11 protein-coding genes are annotated in these 17,112 nt (G+C 64.6%); 7 read left to right on the forward strand and 4 right to left on the reverse strand.

What is annotated here, in order from left to right; genetic code table 11:
- Positions 1–178: 178 nt before the first annotated feature.
- Both ASE63_RS25680 and ASE63_RS25685 read right to left on the reverse strand, forming a co-directional pair.
- A complete protein-coding gene (locus tag ASE63_RS25680) occupies positions 179–3,733 on the reverse strand; it encodes a peroxidase family protein (protein WP_156410619.1) in 3,555 nt (1,184 codons plus the stop codon).
- Between the two features lie 100 nt (positions 3,734–3,833).
- Positions 3,834–5,153 carry an autotransporter domain-containing protein gene (locus tag ASE63_RS25685; protein ID WP_162261834.1) on the reverse strand — a complete coding sequence of 440 codons (1,320 nt, stop codon included), beginning with the start codon at positions 5,151–5,153 and terminating at the stop codon, positions 3,834–3,836.
- Positions 5,154–5,398: 245 nt separating this feature from the next.
- Between ASE63_RS25685 and ASE63_RS25690 the strand changes: the two genes are divergently transcribed.
- Both ASE63_RS25690 and ASE63_RS25695 read left to right on the forward strand, forming a co-directional pair.
- Positions 5,399–8,056: a response regulator gene (locus ASE63_RS25690; protein WP_056808435.1), complete on the forward strand. Its 2,658-nt coding sequence runs from the start codon at positions 5,399–5,401 to the stop codon at positions 8,054–8,056.
- Positions 8,057–8,281: 225 nt separating this feature from the next.
- On the forward strand, positions 8,282–8,482 hold the full coding sequence (locus tag ASE63_RS25695; protein WP_056808437.1) for a hypothetical protein: 201 nt from the start codon (positions 8,282–8,284) through the stop codon (positions 8,480–8,482).
- Between the two features lie 482 nt (positions 8,483–8,964).
- Here the strand turns inward: ASE63_RS25695 and ASE63_RS25700 are convergent, their stop codons facing one another.
- Both ASE63_RS25700 and ASE63_RS25705 read right to left on the reverse strand, forming a co-directional pair.
- On the reverse strand, positions 8,965–9,660 hold the full coding sequence (locus ASE63_RS25700; RefSeq protein ID WP_244491607.1) for a flavin reductase family protein: 696 nt from the start codon (positions 9,658–9,660) through the stop codon (positions 8,965–8,967).
- Positions 9,657–10,364 (reverse strand): GntR family transcriptional regulator, encoded by a 708-nt coding sequence (locus ASE63_RS25705; protein ID WP_082610306.1) that lies wholly within the window; start codon positions 10,362–10,364, stop codon positions 9,657–9,659. Before ASE63_RS25705 ends, ASE63_RS25700 begins: the two co-directional genes overlap by 4 nt.
- Positions 10,365–10,609: 245 nt before the next feature.
- On the opposite strand from ASE63_RS25705, the gene ASE63_RS25710 reads away from it, so the two are divergent.
- From ASE63_RS25710 to ASE63_RS25730, 5 genes are all read left to right on the forward strand, one after another.
- Positions 10,610–12,178 (forward strand): ABC transporter substrate-binding protein, encoded by a 1,569-nt coding sequence (locus ASE63_RS25710; protein ID WP_056808441.1) that lies wholly within the window; start codon positions 10,610–10,612, stop codon positions 12,176–12,178.
- A 172-nt stretch (positions 12,179–12,350) separates the two neighbouring features.
- The gene (locus ASE63_RS25715) at positions 12,351–13,343 is read left to right on the forward strand and encodes an ABC transporter permease (RefSeq protein WP_056808443.1); all 993 of its coding nucleotides are present in this window, start codon (positions 12,351–12,353) and stop codon (positions 13,341–13,343) included.
- Complete coding sequence (locus ASE63_RS25720) at positions 13,333–14,262, forward strand: ABC transporter permease (protein ID WP_156410620.1); 930 nt, start codon at positions 13,333–13,335, stop codon at positions 14,260–14,262. Before ASE63_RS25715 ends, ASE63_RS25720 begins: the two co-directional genes overlap by 11 nt.
- Before the next feature lie 154 nt (positions 14,263–14,416).
- Positions 14,417–15,616: an amidohydrolase family protein gene (locus ASE63_RS25725; protein ID WP_056808446.1), complete on the forward strand. Its 1,200-nt coding sequence runs from the start codon at positions 14,417–14,419 to the stop codon at positions 15,614–15,616.
- The gene (locus ASE63_RS25730) at positions 15,613–17,109 is read left to right on the forward strand and encodes an amidohydrolase family protein (RefSeq protein WP_200962625.1); all 1,497 of its coding nucleotides are present in this window, start codon (positions 15,613–15,615) and stop codon (positions 17,107–17,109) included. Before ASE63_RS25725 ends, ASE63_RS25730 begins: the two co-directional genes overlap by 4 nt.
- Positions 17,110–17,112: the final 3 nt, after the last annotated feature.

Consider the following 17,112-nt stretch of genomic DNA (forward strand, 5'->3'; position numbering starts at 1 on the left):
TACAAGCCGCCAGCACCGCCCGCCGTGCTCTGGCCGGCTGCACAAACCCAACCCACTTCRCGGGCCATCTCAACCGTGGCCGCCAAGCCCACCATGCATTAGATTAAAACYGGGCCACCTGATGGGGGCAGGCCAGCACCGCGTTCCGTAGCCGATAATTTGGCGATACCGCAGGAAGCTACAACAGGAACGGATCTGGTGGAGCGATTGGTATCATAGCCGCCGTTTCGATCACCGCGGGAGCATCCAGAGTGATCGGCAAATCGACCTGGAGCGCCCCCCCCTCCGCGGGCGAAATATCGGTTATGTCATCAGGAACAAGGACGCCCAGATCGCCAAACACCAACGTTTCTGCTTCAACGAAAACCAGCGGAGATCGCGGCGCGGTGAGCCCCCCAGCCAGGCTGCCAATGTCGGCTTGATCGCCAACTGGCTCATCCCTGAACACAAGAGCGTCTTCCTGAATGGACGCGACCGAGGAACGCAGAGCTCTCGTCCCATCCTCAGCCCGCGTTGTCCTGTCTGCGAAACGCAACCATTCAATGCTCTCGAGCGTGTCAGTTCCATCTGTTCCGACCGTGTCGGTTACAGTGATGGTGCCATCGGCGTTATGAGTGATCGTATAGTCACGGAACCGGCCAGAGAAGATTGCCATATCGGTGTCCGGCACAGCCTTGGGCAAGGACCCACCATTGTCACCGATAAGATGGTCGTCCCCCTCGCCGCCCCTGAGCGTATCATCGCCTTCGTTGCCGAGAAGCTCATCGTTTCCGGCGCCGCCGTCGATGGCATCATTGTCCAGGCCCCCGAACACCTCGTCGTCGCCAGCTCCGGCCAGAATTGCGTCGCGGCCCTCGAGGCCGACCAGCAGGTCCGAGCCATCGCCGCCCAAGATAAGGTCGTTGCCGGCAGCACCGTTGGCGAAGTCGTCGCCCTCTCCACATGTGATCAGGTCGTTGCCATCGCCGCCGATCACCGAATCGCCTCCGGCGCCGCCAATGAGCGTATCGTTACCGGCATCGCCCCAAAGGGTGTCGTCACCGTCGCCTGCCTGAATCGTGTCGTCGTCATCGGTGCCGCCCATCACGACCGGGTCGGCCCCGACGAACTCGACCGCGCCCCCGCGCCCCGTGATGACCAGGGCGCTGCCGTCCTCACCAACGGGGAAGGTCGCTGGGTCGCCCACCTCGATGGTGTGGGTCGGGACCGAGAAAACATCGAAGGGCAGATGGGTCGTTCCGGTGTTGCGCATCACCATCTCGGCGAACGAGGTACCCTCAAGCTGATTCAGGAAGTTGGTCCCCTCGAGTCGCGAGAGGTAGTAGAAGCGGTCGCCATTCTGCAGGCGCTCCATCTGTGTCTCGAAAACGAAATTGAACGTCGAGCCGAGCAGCCCGCCCGATGCGAGCGGGTTCTCGGCCAGGCCGCCAATCCAGAAGTCGACATCGTTGAGGCCGGTTTCGACACCTGCAAAGGCACCCGTGCCGTTCAGAAAGTCCGCGTCGGGAGAAATGGCCTCGTCGACCTCGGTGGAAGGGTCATCACTAACCCCGTAGACGAGCGTCATGGCGGCGGCACGCTTTTCATCGATTGTGGCAGCATCGTCCAGGAGAGGATGAACGCCGTAGGCCGCGATGAAGTTGACGAGCGATTCAGGGTGTTTGATGTTGGCGCGAAGCTCGGCCCAACTCTCATAGGGCCTCAGGTTCTCGTCTCCCGTAGCCTCGAAGAGTTCCGCGCGAATGGCGTTCAGCGGCGCCACCCCTGTGTCGCGACCGCGCGCAAGGTTCAGCGTGGCAAGGTCCAAGGGAAGGCCGAGCAGGTTGTTGCGAAGGGCGCCGGTGACGAACTCGTCGATCTCGTTGCCGACCTGCACGGTCGCACCGCGCACCAGCTCCGCCGCCGCCTCATCCCCCGACGCCGCATAGGCGAGAGGGTTGAGGAACGCGTCGATCAGGCGCAACTGCTGGTCGCCGGCAGTCGAGGGGTCGGCGTCCACCACGTTGCCGTCACTGTCAACGCGGTCGACAGTCTCCCGTAACAGCGAGTGGCCGAACCGATACACCGTATGCGCGAACTCGGCGGTAATGGCCGGGTCTATGGAGACGTCGTGAGCCTCGAACGCATCGATGTTCGGCTGAATGAGGCGCGCGAAGTTCTCGAAGACGAGGTGCTGATATTGCATCTCGGTGGTGAATCGGGCCGCCTGGAACAGGCGCTCGCCGTTCCATTCGATGTCCTGGATTCCGTCGGACAAATCGACCCCTGCCACGAGCCATTCGGCTACGAAGGCTGGATCCTTGTCCGTCTCCGCCAGGATCACCTCCTTGAGATGATTCACCATTCGGTTGTGCTCGGCGTGGAAAACGTCATGCACGGCCGTGAGGCCGATGTTCTCGTTGGCACGTCCGTCCCCGGCGATGTAGTGCGCGTCGAGAAGCTCATTGTCGTAGCTTCCGCTGACATCCGAGCCGTCGAGATTCGCGAGGCTGACCTCCGTGTCGCCATCAGCAACCTTTCCGGTCGGAACCGCCTCGTGCGCGATGTCGCTCAAGAAGGCGTGCCCGGTGCGGATAGCGCCGTCAGTGCCGATGGGATCGGCTGGGTCGCCTTCGACAAGCCTGTCGTCAGGTGTGCCGGCGATTCCATCCTCTCCAGCCATGACGATCTGCGGAAACCCGTTCGGACCACGGATGAACCGGCCATACTCGTCTGTCGCGAGAAGCGGCACGTTCGAGACATCCGCGTCCGCAAGGTCGATTCCGAGGAGATCGCGGGCTTGCGTCTTGACGTCGGCCCAAGTGGCAAGGCCCGCACCAGAGCCATTGAGGAGGCGCCCGGTCGCAACCGGGGCGCCGCTCTCGTCGAGTGCATAGTCGCGGAGGAAGACCTGGTGGGACGGATGCGACGTATACGTCTGATTCTGGTCGATAAACGGCGTCGTCAGGTTGGTCTGCTCATGAACGTCGTCGACCGTTCCCAAAACGCCATCGTCTCCGGGCAGGTTCGTGGCCCGGGTCAGCACCATGAAGTTCGTCGGACTTCCCGCCACATAGAGTGGATCATAGGGCTGAAGCGGCACGAACACCGTCCCACTCCCGCCCTTGGCGACCAGGTCGAGACCATGGTCGAAGAACTGGCCGAACAACGTGAACCACTGATTGAAAGGCGCTCCGCCGTCGGGCGAGACGTTTGGGATGAAGCCGTCGCGATTGGCATCCACGGCCGCCGCGGCGGGATTCGTGAGGGCATTCTGATCAGCGACGAGGTTGCTGATGACGCGGGGCTCGCTGTCGATCACCGTGCCGCTCGTTTGCGCGTATGAGCTCGACATCTCCGCGGTGCGGAAAACCGGATCAGTCAGCCTCGGGAATATCCGATCCGCCGAGCCGAAATCGCTTTGCCCCGCCACGATGCTGTTGTTCGTGCCGTCAACCGTACGAAGCCCAACGGGGAGCGAGGGGTCTGTTACTGGGGCGTTGGTCTCGGCCTGGATGATCTGCGCGAGAATGAAATCGAGGTCGGAGCGAATAAGCAACATGGGGCCCTCCATGCTGGCTGCTTCCTGATTCCCGCTTATTCCCCATTTGTGTTCGATGCCGATCAAAAATGTGATTTCATTGTGCGGTTCTGAAAGTTGGCCTGCTGCCGGTTTCGTGGACACCGACGTATGGTCGAGCGCCAGCGCGTGAAGACGGCAGCCAGCGAGGGATAAACCACCGCTCGACCGCATGGTGCGCACTGGTGATCGACCTAAGGCCAGCGGTTATCAGTGAAGAGGTTCGAGGAGTGGCCGATTGGCAGGGATCAATGATCCCCACCTCACCGCACCATCAGAACCGCACGTTGAAATTGGCCGAAACCCCGTGCTGGTTCGCGATGTTGGCGAGCTGCCCTTCGTAGGAGAGGCTGATAGTTGCCTGCGGTGTCAGCTTGAGATCAAGCCCGGCTTCGACGACGGCAGCGTTTCGAGCGATTGGCACTCCGGCGACGGAGAAGGCGTTGCCGGCCGAAAATGCCTGTGTTGAAAGCGGCGTTGTCTCGCCGAAGGCATGCCGCCAGCCGAGCGTACCGCGCGCGACGAGATCGAGGCCCGCGAGAGCAACGCTGCTCGAAGCGCGCAGGCCGAGCGTGGTGAAGGTCGTATCCGTCGTCTGGCCGGCGCCGTACAGAGCGGCGGCGCCACCTCGTTCCGCAAAGCCGTCGCTACGCAGGCTGACATGCGCCAGGTTGGCGTAGGGCTCGAAGGCTGCAACGTTGGTATCGATGCGATAGCCCAGTTCGCCGAAGGTTTGGAAGGTTCCGGCATCATGCCGACCACGCAGCCTGTCACCGAATCCAAGGAAGGTGACGCTTCGGCTGGTCGTGCTGTCGTGCCAGGTATAGGCAAGGCCGGTCCTGAGGCCGAGCACACCGCCCGGCACCTGCCAGATCGTGCCGCCGTAGACGCCGGCATGGTAATTGTCACTGCTTCCCGTCGAAGCGTGATCCTTCGCGCTGAAGCTCGTGCGGCTATAGCCGACGATCACGCCGAACCGCCAGCCATCGAGGATGGAGGCATCGGCGCCCATGAGGAAACCGCCGGTCGAACGCTTGAGAGCGGCAGCGTTGTTGTCGCCATTGGTTTGGCCCCAGGCGCCAAAGCCCTGCCCCCAGAAAGCTGGGCGCTCAGTGGTGACAGGGGCCAGCACCGCGCCGTCTGTGGCAAACGCCATCACCGGCAGGGACGAGGCCGCGACGCCGCCGAAGGCGGCCCGCATACGATCGCCCGCGGCATCGCGGACGAACTGGCTATCTTCGATCAGCGCGGTCTTGGCGCTGGCACGGATATCGCCAGAGAGCTGGTCGAAGCTTCGGCGGATCAGCGCCTTGTCGTCAGGCAATTGCGCGATTGCGTCGTGTACGGGGTGGCCCGCGGCCACGCCGATGCTGTCGATGCTGTCCGCCGTCGCGATCTGATTGCGGGTCACGGCGGATGAGGCGAAGGCGGTATCGTTGCGCCTTACCGTGAGATCGACGCTGCGGCCGGGCGCTCGGCGGACGTTGTGATACCACCGGCATTGATCGACCAGTCGAGAGATGAGCGCCAATGGGGGAATCGCTCCCGCCGACGCCGCCAGAACCGCTAAAAAGAGCACCTCCCGCGCCGCCACCGGCGGAAGCAGAATTCACCGCTCCGATATTGAGCAGGACTGCAAGCGGCACAGCTACCAGCGCCCCCCCCGGATTGGAGATGATGCCCGCAGCAGTCAAGGCGTTGTCGTTGATCTCGACAGTGTCGCAGCAACCGCTCTTGCGGCGCAGTGGCTGAAATGAGCCCCTTACCAAGGAGACGCTATTGTCTATCCGGACGGTGCGTGTGATTGGTGCCAAATGGCTCTCGCGGAAACAATGCGTTATGGCTCGTGAGTTTAGGCGCAGCGTTCCGACGCGACACATCATTCTTGCGCTATTTGCAATCATCGTCATTCCTGGGGTTTTGTTCTCCGCCTTGCTGCTTGCTCGGTTCGCGGACGCGGAGCGCGGGCGCTACCGTCAGGAAGCAATGCAGGTCGCGAGTACCGCCGCTTCGGCAGTGGATCAGCAGCTGCGCGGCTGGCAAGCCACGCTACAAACGCTGGGTACCTCGGAAGCACTCCAAGACGGCAATCTCGAAGCCTTCAGTCGCCAGGCTGCAGCTGTGAAAGCGTTCATCGGCGTCGATGTCGGGTTACGCGAGCTTTCTGGGCAGCAGCTGGTCAATACTCGGCGCCCCTGGGGCACGCCCCTGCCGCTCACACCGCTACCCGGCGACGATGAGGTCATTGCCGGGAGGCGACCGGTCGTCTCCAACGTCTTCCAGGGAGCACTGGCGCAGCAGCCGCTCATCGCCGTGATCGTGCCGATCATGGTCAAGGGATCGCCCCGATACCTGCTGCATGTAAGCGCCGAGACAAAACTGGTCGCGGATGTCGTACGGGCAAACGCCATTCGTGCCTGGCTCATTGGCGTCGGTGATCGAGCTGGTGTCTATGTAACGCGGTCCGAAGAGCATGAACGGTTCTCTGGGCATCCAGGCGTTTCTGCCTTCCTCGCTCAAGCCAAGGGCGGCCAGGGCGTCTTTGTTGGGACGAGCGCGAACGGGGACGAGGTGCTGGTCGGGTACGCGCGCTCGGAGCTATCGGGTTGGCTTGTTGCTGCAAACATCCGACAGGCCGTTATCGAACGCCCATTGTGGACAGCCGTCCAATGGCTTCTCGCCGGCGGCATCATCTCGCTATTACTCAGCTCGCTGGCCGCGCTTTTTCTTTGGCGGATGGTCGCCACGCCTCTAAGCGCCTTGACCAAAGCGAGCGCGTTTCTGGGGCGCTCGCCTGAGCCGCTATCGATACCGACCCGGCTGCGTGAGTTCATCACGCTTCGAGACGCGCTGTCGGATGCCTCTCGGCAGCTGGCAGGGACGAAGACCGAACTCGAAGATAAGGTCAGGGAGCGAACCGCCGAACTCGTCGAGGCGCATGGCAAGGTCAAGGCAGAGGCCGACGAGCGACATCGCATCGAGGCAATGCTTGCCCAGGCACAAAAAATGGAGGCCGTCGGCAATCTGACCGGCGGGGTCGCGCACGATTTCAACAATCTGCTTCAGGTCATCGGCGGCAATATTGAACTCGTCGGGCGGGAGGCCGAATTGTCGGACAAGGCCCGCGGACGGCTCCAGAACGCCATGACAGGCGTGAAGCGAGGGGCACGGCTTGCATCTCAGTTGCTTGCCTTCGGGCGCCGCCAGGCGCTTGCGCCGCGTGCGATCAATGTCGGCCGCCTCCTTCGGGGCATGGATGATTTGCTGAGACGCTCGCTTGGCGAAGCCGTCCAGATCGAGACGATCGTCGCAGGCGGGCTCTGGAACACTTTTGCCGATCCCACCAATGTCGAGAACGCACTGCTCAATCTCGCGATCAATGCTCGCGATGCCATGGAGGGCACCGGAAAACTCACGATCGAGGCGGGAAATTCGTTCCTCGATGAGATGTACGCACGCGCGAACAACGAGGTCGTTGCCGGACAATATGTGGCGATCAGCGTCACGGATACCGGCTCCGGCATGTCGCCTGAGATCCTGGAAAAAGTGTTCGAGCCGTTCTTCTCAACCAAGCCCCAGGGCAAGGGAACGGGCCTCGGCCTGTCGATGGTCTACGGCTTCGTCAAGCAATCTGGCGGTCATGTGAAGATCTACAGCGAGCCGGGCCATGGTACGACAGTGCGCCTCTACCTGCCCCGATCGCACAAGGCCGAGGATAATGTCGTCGAGTACGACAGCAGCCCGGTGACAGGCGGCAGCGAAACCATCCTCTTGGTCGAGGATGACGCTGCTGTGCGTGATACTGTCGTGAGCCTGCTGGGCGAGTTGGGCTATCACGTGTTGACGGCCGAAGACGCCGCGCAAGCGTTGGCCGTAATCGAGAGCAGCATTGCGATCGACTTGTTGTTCACGGACGTCGTCATGCCCGGTGCGCTGAAAAGTCCCGAGCTCGCCCGCAAGGCAAAGCAGCGTCTTCCAAATCTCCACGTGCTCTTCACCTCTGGCTATACCGAGAACTCGATCGTCCATGGCGGACGGCTCGACGAGGGTGTGAGCCTGCTCTCAAAGCCTTACACACGAGAAGCGCTCGCTCGCAAAGTCCGCGAGCTGCTGGGAAGCGCCGCTGTCGCATCCGAGCTGGCAAACGCCTCCGTAGCCCGGCGCTTGAAAGTATTGCTCGTAGAAGACGACGCATTGATCCGCATGGATACTGCGGACTTGATCGGAGCCATGGGGCACACGGTGTTGGAAGCCGCTAATGCGCACGAAGCGATGCAGTTGGCCGCAACGCAGGAGATCGACCGGCTCGTGACCGATGTCGGGTTGCCGGATCTAAGCGGGATCGAACTGGCAAATCGGTTGCGCGAGACGCGGCCGCACCTGCCGGTGGTGTTCGCGTCAGGCATGAGCCAACTGCCAGGGGTTGCACTCGACAGCAGAACGCGATTGGTTGTGAAGCCCTACCAATCATCGGACTTGGAAAGCGCATTGGCGTAAGACTGGCGCGAGAGCCGCCACGGAGCGACGTCACGGGCGAGATGGGGGCCGAACGCAGCTCCATTCCACGCCCTCGGCAACGGCCCAAGCGGTCGGCATGTGATCGCCGGCTATAGCCGCAGCGAGCTCGGTGTCTAGCTCGACGCTGATGCGATGATCGGCAGCATCCCACTCAAGGGGCATCTGCGCGCCGCGTAGGCTCACTACTTCCACCGCGATGCCGATTTGACCGCGAGCCTGATCGGTATCCCCGGCGCGAGCTTTACCACGACAGGGGCGGTGGCCGGCCGCAACAGCGCGCTCATCGGCGCGAGCATCACGACATCGCTCAGCGAACATCTTGCGCTCAGTCTAAACCTCGACGGCGAGATCTCAGCCAGCGGCAGCCGGCTCGGGGGAGCGGCCCAGATCAGGGTCAGCTTCTGACGCGCGGGAGCTCTGCGCCTCGCCGCAGGGCCACTGCCACTGCCACGCGCATCGTCCGCCACAGCTCTCCTGGAAGCTCGCCACCGGGCTCCCGTGCCGCGCGCCGACCTCGCTGCTCGATCACCAAGTAGAGGTATGGCCCGGCCAAGACGAGCAGTAGCAACAGGAGCAACGGGGACCGCCGCGGCGAGTTGGCCTGCCGTGCGTCACTGCCTCCTGAATGAAGAAGAACGCGAAGACGAAGAGTGCCCAACGATCCAAGGCCGAGCCGCCGCGAATTTGCGCCACCACTCGCCCGCGAGACTGCCATCGGCATGGGGCTTCGCTTCCGTCGAGACCCGATTCTCAAGAAGGGTCTCACCTCCCGAGCACAAGTTCCGCGAAGCAATCCAGCCGGACGTAGAGCACGGCCGCCCCTGGATTGCTTCGTCGCTGACGTTCCTCGCAATGACGGAGGCAGCGTTTCAGCTCGATCGGAAACGCTAACGGCGGGCGTTCGCCAGGCCGGGGTCCGCGCGCCAGGCATCGACCGACATGGTGGGCAGGTCGAAATAGTCGCGCGTGGTGGCATAGCCCTGCCCGCCCATGCGGCCGATCGCATCGAGCGCGGCGGGGTCGACATGGAGCCGGTCATTCACCGTGTCGGCGCGGAAATGTGCATAGACGACCTCGCCGAGGATGATCTCGCGTGAATTGCCGATGCCGAGCGTGGTGTGGTGGCGGCATTCGAAGGCGGCCGGTGCCTGGCCGATCCAGGGACAGGGCACCTTGACGCCGGGCATTGCGGTGAGCCCCGCCTCGGCGAGTTCGTCGGCGCCCGGCTCGAACGGCACGGCGCAGACGTTCATGCCCTCGACCAAGGCATCGGAGACGATGTTGACGGTGAAGGCCAGCGTCTCGCGGACGTTGCGGCCGGTATCCTTCTGCGCGCCGGTCGGACGGTACTCGACGCCGAGCGCCAGGATCGCCGGGTCGGCCGAGAGGCAGTTGAAGAATGAGAACGGCGCGGCGTTGACGATGCCGTTGGCATCGACCGTCGTGACCAGCGCGATCGGCCGCGGCACCACCGCCCCGATCAGGAGCTTGTAGCGCTCGCGCGGCGTCAGCGCGGCGAAATCGAAGGTGACGATACCGGGCGCGTCCTGCGTCCGGGGAGCCACGGGCTGGTGAGCGGTCACGACGGGGTCAATCCTTCGCTGAGGGCATAGGGCGCGAGCACGTCGCGGATGTCGCGCTCGATGCGGGGGGTGAGCAGCGCCCGCGTCACGACGGAGCGCAGATGATGGTCCATGAGCTCGGTGGCGCGCGCGGCATCGCCGGCGCGCAGCGCCTCGATCAGTTGCCGATGCTCGGAGACGGCGCATTCGGATGAGTGTGGCCGGCCGTAGATCGCCAGGATCAGCGAGCAGCGCGACGAGGATTCCTGCACATAGCGCAGCAGCAGCGCGTTTCCGGTCATCTCGGCGAGCTTGATGTGGAACTCGCCGGAGAGCCGGATCGATTCCGGCCCGTCCTGGCCATGGGCCTTTTCCTCGAGCCGCACATGGGCCTCGAGCTCGGCCGCCTGCGCGGCGGTGAGCCGGCCCGCCAGCGTCTCCGCCACCAGCCGCTCGAGCCCGCGACGCACGTCGAAGACGTCGCGCGCTTCCTCCAGCGTCGGATAGGCGACGGAAGCGCCCTTGTTCGGCTTCTGCTCGACGAGGCCCTCGATGGCGAGCCGCCCGAAAGCCTCGCGCACCAGCGTGCGGCTGACGCCGAGCTGCTCGCCGATCGAATCCTCCGGCAGCTTCATGCCGGGCTTCAGCGCCTGCTCGATGATGGCGCGGCGCAACGCCTTGTATACCGATTGCGCGCGCGATCCTGGGGCACGGGATTCCGACATGGCGACGATTCTTCGCATTGGTTCCGAGAGTTGGGAGACGCTCGATGCCATGGGACGCGACCCAGCTCCAGTTTTTCCCTTGTGTCCAATGAAAGCATACAATACCGTTCAATTATCGTATGCAATAGTGATTATTAATCGCACACGATATGCCGCCTGAAGCATCACTCTGGCTAAAAAGGCGGCAGAGGGGTCCGAGCCGGACGAGCGCCAAACGCGCCACGGCTCATCGAGAGGAGAGATCGATGAAGAAGCATTGGCTATTGGCGGCCGCTGCGGCTCTGGCCCTTGGCGGGGTGGCGGAAGCGAAGACGCTGAAATGGGGCGCGGCCCGCGAGATCGCCTCGCTCGACCCCTATTCCTTCGGCGAGACCTTCACGCTTTCGGTGCTCAACCACGTCTATGAGGGGCTGGTGCGCTACACGGGCGATCTCAAGATCGAGCCGGCGCTGGCGGAATCCTGGGAGACGGTTTCGCCGACGGTCTGGCGTTTCAAGCTGCGCCAGGGCGTCAAGTTCCATAACGGCAACCCGTTCACCGCCGACGACGTCATCGCCTCGCTGGAGCGGGTGACGCACGAGACCTCGCCGCTCAAGGGCAACCTGCCGGCCTATAAGAGCTCGAAGAAGATCGACGACCATACCGTCGAGATCGAGGTCAACGGGCCCTACCCGCTGCTGCTGAACGACCTGACCAACATCTTCATCTTCGACAAGGAGTGGATGGAGGCCAACAACTCGCTGCTGCCGACGGATTCCGGCAAGGGCGTCAAGGGCTACGCCACCGACAACGCCAACGGTACCGGGCCGTTCTTCGTCGAGAGCCGTCGTGCCGATTCCAAGACCGTCTTCGCCAGGAATGCGAGCTGGTGGGACAAGCCGAAGCACAACCTCGAAAAGATCGAGTTCAACCCGATCACCTCGGCCTCGACCCGTGTCGCGGCGCTGCTCTCCGGCGAGATCGACTTCACCAACGTCGCCCCGCTGCAGGACCTGCCGCGCCTCTCGGCCTCGCCTGACGTCAAGGTGCTGCAGACCAACGAGCTGCGCTCGGTCTTCTTCGCCTTCAACCTCAAGGACGCGCTGTTCGAAAGCGATGTGAAGGACAAGAACCCCTTCAAGGACATCAAGGTGCGCGAGGCGCTCTATCGCGCCATCGACATCGACGCCGTGCAGAAGCGCGCGATGCGCGGCCTCTCCCGCAATACCGGCGCGCTCGTCGCTCCGGCCATTCCGGGCTACGAGCCGTCGCAGGACGAGCGCCTGCCCTTTGACCTCAACGGCGCCAAGAAGTTGCTCGCGGATGCCGGTTATCCCAACGGCTTCTCCTTCCAGATGAACTGCCAGAGCGACTCGCTGGTCAACGAGGAGGAATTCTGCCAGGCGGTCGCCTCGATGTGGTCGCGCGCCGGCCTGAAGCCCAATCTCAGCATGGCGCCGCGCAGCCAGCAGGCGCCGAAGCGCGTGAAGGGCGATTTCGACGTCATCTCCTTCGGCTGGGCCAACGAGCCGATGATCGACGCGTACTCCCTGCTCGTGCAGGTGCTGCGCTCGAAGAGTGGCACCGGCGGCGTGTTCAACTGGGGCAATTGGGGCGACCCGCGCATCGACGCGCTGATCGACAAGGCCGGTGTCGAGCTCGACGACAGCAAGCGCATCCCGATGATGAAGGAAGCGCTCAAGATCGCGAAGGCCGAGCATCTCTTCATCCCGCTGCACCAGCAGCCGATGGCCTGGGCGATGCGCCAGACCGTCGCCTCGACCGTGCAGGCCTCGGACAACAAGCCGCGGCTGTGGCTGACCGTGATGAAGTGAGGCCGCTGTCATTCCGGGGCGCGCCGCAGGCGTGAACCCGGAACCCACGACCGGGTGAGCGGCCGCGATAGGCGCTTGCCATCGCGTTACCCGGTCGTGGGTTCCGGGTTCTTCGCTTCGCGAAGCCCCGGAATGACAAGGGAGCTCGCTCAGATCAGGGGATCGAACGATAATGCCCGCCTTGCTCTTCAAGCGACTGCTCAACGCAGCCGGCGTGATGCTCGCCGTAGCCTTCCTGGCCTTCCTGATCTTCCGCTTCGTCGGCGACCCCGTCGAGCTGATGCTGAACGAGCAGGCGAGCCAGGCGCAGCGTGACGAGCTGCGGACGCGGCTGGGGCTTGACCGCGGCTTCCTGATGCAGTTCGCCACCTTCGTCGGCAATGCCCTGCGCGGCGATTTCGGCATCTCCTTCCGCAACCAGCAGGATGTCTTCACCCTGATCTCGGAGCGCTTCCCGGCGACCTTCGAGCTCGTGCTGGTCGCGACCTTCCTCTCGCTGGCGGTCGGCATTCCGCTCGGCGTCTACACCGCGATCCGGCGCGACAGCCTGCCGGCCAAGGTCCTGCAGTTCGTCTCGGTTCTGGGCGTCTCGCTGCCGAGCTTCGCGGTCGGCATCCTGCTCATCCTGCTGTTCTCGGTCACGCTGCAATGGCTGCCGGCCTTCGGCCGCGGCGAGGTCGTGCAGATCGGCTGGTGGAGCACCGGCTTCCTGACGCCATCCGGCCGCCGCGCCCTGATCCTGCCCGGTATCACGCTCTCGCTGTTCCAGATCACGCTGGTGATGCGGCTGGTGCGGGCCGAGATGCTCGAGACGATGCGCACCGACTTCATCCGCTTCGCCCGCGCCCGCGGCCTCAAGCCCCGCGCCGTGCATTTCCGCCACGCGCTGCGCAACTGCCTGATGCCGGTCATCACCATCACCGGCCTGCAGATCGGCAACCTGATCGCCTTCGCGCTGGTCACCGAGACCGTGTTCCAGTGGCCGGGCATGGGGCTGCTCTTCGTCCAGGCCGTGACCTTCGTCGATATTCCGGTGATGGCGGCCTATCTGATCGTCGTCTCCTTCATCTTCGTCTCGCTGAACACCGTGGTCGACCTGGCCTATGCCATCGTCGATCCGCGCCTGCGCGACGATGCGGTCTCGGGAGCGGCCAATGCGCGCTGACGCCATCCGCGGTGGCTTGCGCCGCTTCCTCGACAGCGACATCGGCTGGAGCTTCCGGCGCACGCCCGCCGCCTGGCTCTCGGCGCTGGTGCTCGCGATCCTGGTCGCCAGCGCCTTCCTGGCGCCGCTGATCGCACCGCAGAATCCCTATGACCTCAGCCAGATCTACATCGACAAGGCCGAGATCCCGCCGATCTGGAGCGCCGACGGCGAATGGCCCTTCCTGCTCGGCACCGATCCGCAGGGGCGCGACGTGCTCTCGGCCATCCTCTACGGCACGCGTATCTCGCTGATCATCGGCTTCGCCAGCGTCATCGTGTCGATGGGCATCGGCGTCACCATCGGACTCCTGGCCGGCTATCACGGCGGCAGGATCGACAACCTGCTGATGCGGCTCGGCGACACGGTGCTGTCGATCCCGACGCTGCTGATGGCGATCCTGGTGAGCGCGATCTTCCGCGAGCTCCTGCCGCCGGCCTTGCGCGAGCCCTTCGCGGCGCTCGTGCTCGTGGTCTCGATCGCCCTGACCAACTGGGTGCAATACGCCCGCACCGTGCGCGCCTCGACCATGGTCGAGCGCCGCAAGGAATATGTGCTCGCAGCCCGCATCATCAGGGTCTCGCCGTCGCGCATCATGCGCCGTCACATCCTGCCAAACACGCTGACGCCGGTCATGGTCGCGGCGACGCTCAATCTCGGCCTCGCCATCCTCTCGGAAGCGACGCTGTCCTTCCTGGGCGTCGGCATGCCGATCACGCAGCCCTCGCTCGGCACGCTGATCCGCATCGGAAACCAGTATCTGTTCTCCGGCTCGTGGTGGCTCGTCGTCTTCCCGGCGCTGCAGCTCGGGCTGATCGTGCTCAGCGTCAACCTGCTCGGCGACTGGCTGCGCGACGCGCTCAACCCGAAGCTGCGGTGATGGCGCATGGAATTCGTTCCCGTCATTGCGAGCGCAGCGAAGCAATCCAAGGGGGACGTCGAGCGCTGCCGCAGCTGGATTGCTTCGCTGCGCTCGCAATGACGGTGGGTGCTAGCCCGACCACGACAATGCAAGAAAAGAGGAAACGCCTGCGATGACCGCCTCCCTGCTGCTCAGGAATGTCCGTCCCTATGCCGGTTCCGCCGTCGACGTCCTGATCGAGAACGGCAAGATCGCGCGGATCGCGGCGGGCATCGAGGCGCCTGCCGGCACTCCGATCGAGGATGGCCGCGGCGAGATCATGCTGCCCGGCCTCGTCGAGGCGCATACCCATCTCGACAAGAGCCTCTGGGGCCAGCCCTGGTACGTCAACGAGGTCGGCCCGAAGCTGCTCGACAAGATCGACAACGAGCGCCTGAACAAGCGCCGCCTCGACATCGACCCGGCCCGGCAATCCGCCCGCCAGAGCATCCAGTCCTCGCTGACCGGCTCGACCCATATCCTCAGCCATGTCGATGTCGACACCGACCACGGCCTATGGGGCGTCGAGGGCGTGATGCGGACCCGCGACGAATACCGCGACATCGTCGACATCGAGATCGTCGCCTTCCCGCAATCCGGCCTGCTGCGTCGCCCGGGCACGCTGGAACTGATGGACGAGGCCTTGAAGCTCGGCGCGGGAATCGTCGGCGGGCTCGACCCCTGCACCATCGACCGCGACCCGAAGGGCCATCTCGACGCCGTGTTCGAGCTCTGCCAGCGCCATGGCAAGCCGCTCGACATCCATCTGCACGAGCCGGGCGAGGTCGGCGCCTTCTCGATGGACATGATCATCGAGCGGACGCGTGCGCTCGGCATGAAGGGCAAGGTCACGATCAGCCACGCCTTCTGCCTCGGCACGCCCGACCCGGCCCTGGTCGAGCCGCTGATCGAGCAGCTCGCCGAGCTCGACATCGCGATCATGACGACCGGCCCGGCGAGCCGCCCGGCGCCGCCGGTGAAGAAGCTGCTCGGCGCCGGCGTCCGCGTCTGCTCCGGCTCCGACGGCATCCGCGACACCTGGGGCCCCTATGGCAATGCCGACATGCTGGAACGCGCCATGTTCGTCGGCCTGCGCAACAATTTCCGCCGCGACGACGAACTGCGGTTGGCACTCGACGTCTGCACCACCGAAGGCGCCAAGGTGATGGGTGTCGAAGGCTACGGACTCGGCGAGGGCTGCGTCGCGGACCTCGTCCTGGTGCCGGGCGAGACGGTGGCGGAGGCGATCGTCACCCGCTCCCCGAAGCGCCGCGTCGTCAAGCGCGGCAGGATCGTCGCCCGCGATGGCGTCTCGGTCAGGACCGCACCGTGACCCTGCGCACCGCCGAAAGGCCGCAGGGCCGCACGCTCCTGACCGCGCGCTGGCTGGTCGGCCATCGCAATGGCCGGCACGCCCTGCTGGAGCATGGCGAGATCGTCTTCGAGGATGGCGAGGTCGTCTTCACCGGCCATGGCTTCGACGGCGAGGTCGCGCGCCGGATCGACTATGGCAACGCGCTGATCGGGCCGGGCTTCGTCGATCTCGACGCGCTCTCCGATCTCGACACGACGATCCTGGCCTATGACAACCAGCCGGCCTGGAAGAAGGGCCGGGTCTGGCCGCGCAGCTATCTCGAGGCCGGCCCCTACGAGATGTATTCGCGCGAGGAGCTGGCTTTCCAGAAGAAGCACGCCTTCGCGACGCTGATCCGCAACGGCATCACCACCGCGCTGCCGATCGCCTCGCTGTTCTACCGTGCGTGGGGCGAGACGGCGGAGGAGTTCACTGATGCCGCCGAGGCCGCCGCCGCGCTGGGACTGCGCGCCTATCTCGGCCCGGCCTATCGCACCGGCAATCAGGTCGTCGAGGCGGACGGGCGGATCATCACCCATTACGACGAGGCCCGCGGCCTGGCCGAGCTCGACGCGGCCATCGCCTTCTGTGAGCGCTTCGAGGGCGCGGCGGGCGGGCTCATCCGCACGATGCTGGCGCCGGACCGGATCGAGACCTCCACCGCCGAGCTGCTGCGGCGCACGGCCGCCGCCGGCCGCTCGCTCGGCGTGCCGGTCCGGCTGCATTGCTGCCAGTCGAAGATCGAATACGACCTCGTGCTGGCGCAGCACGGCATGAGCCCGCCGGAATGGCTGGCGAGCCTCGGCTTCCTCAATGAGCGTTCCCTGCTGCCGCACGGAACCTATGTTTCCGGCAGCAGGCATATCGCCCGGCCTGGCCGCGACCTCGAGATCATCCGCGATGCGGGTGCGACCATCGTGCATTGCCCGCTTGTCTCGGGGCGGCACGGCAACACCATCGACCATTTCGGCCGCTATCGCGAGATGGGCCTGCGGATCGGCATGGGCACCGACACCAGCCCGCCAGACATGATCATGAACCTCCAGGTCGGCATGATCCTGGCGCGCGTCACCGCCGGCACTGTCGGGGCGGTGCGCAGCGAGGATTATTACGATGCCGCGACGATCGGCGGGGCAGATGCGCTCGGCCGGCCCGATCTCGGCCGGCTGCAGCCGGGCAGCCGCGCCGACATCACCGTCTTCGACCTCGACCGGCCGCATCTCGGGCAGGTCATCGACCCGATCCAGACGATGCTGCTCGCCGGCCATGGCCGCGACTTCTCGACCGTGATCATCGACGGCCGCTTCGCGATGCAGGACCGCGTCATTCCCGGCGTCGACGAGGCCGCGGACAAGAAGCGCGCCCAGGCCCAGTTCGAGGGCGTGATGGCGCGCTATCCCGAGCGCACGCTCGGCAATCCGCCGATGAGCGAGATCTTCTCGTCGAGCTATCCCGTCGAGCGGAGGCGATGACCA

Origin of the sequence: Allobosea sp. Root381 (assembly GCF_001429395.1) — a bacterium.
GTDB lineage: Bacteria > Pseudomonadota > Alphaproteobacteria > Rhizobiales > Beijerinckiaceae > Allobosea.

Excerpts from the sequence above, each read along its gene's own strand:
- ASE63_RS25720 (WP_156410620.1), top strand. The coding sequence starts at position 13,333 with ATGCGCGCTGACGCCATCCGCGGTGGCTTGCGCCGCTTCCTCGACAGC.
- ASE63_RS25715 (WP_056808443.1), top strand. The coding sequence starts at position 12,351 with ATGCCCGCCTTGCTCTTCAAGCGACTGCTCAACGCAGCCGGCGTGATG.
- ASE63_RS25725 (WP_056808446.1), top strand. The coding sequence starts at position 14,417 with ATGACCGCCTCCCTGCTGCTCAGGAATGTCCGTCCCTATGCCGGTTCC.
- ASE63_RS25680 (WP_156410619.1), bottom strand. The coding sequence starts at position 3,733 with ATGCGGTCGAGCGGTGGTTTATCCCTCGCTGGCTGCCGTCTTCACGCG.
- ASE63_RS25705 (WP_082610306.1), bottom strand. The coding sequence starts at position 10,364 with ATGTCGGAATCCCGTGCCCCAGGATCGCGCGCGCAATCGGTATACAAG.
- ASE63_RS25690 (WP_056808435.1), top strand. The coding sequence starts at position 5,399 with ATGGCTCGTGAGTTTAGGCGCAGCGTTCCGACGCGACACATCATTCTT.
- ASE63_RS25710 (WP_056808441.1), top strand. The coding sequence starts at position 10,610 with ATGAAGAAGCATTGGCTATTGGCGGCCGCTGCGGCTCTGGCCCTTGGC.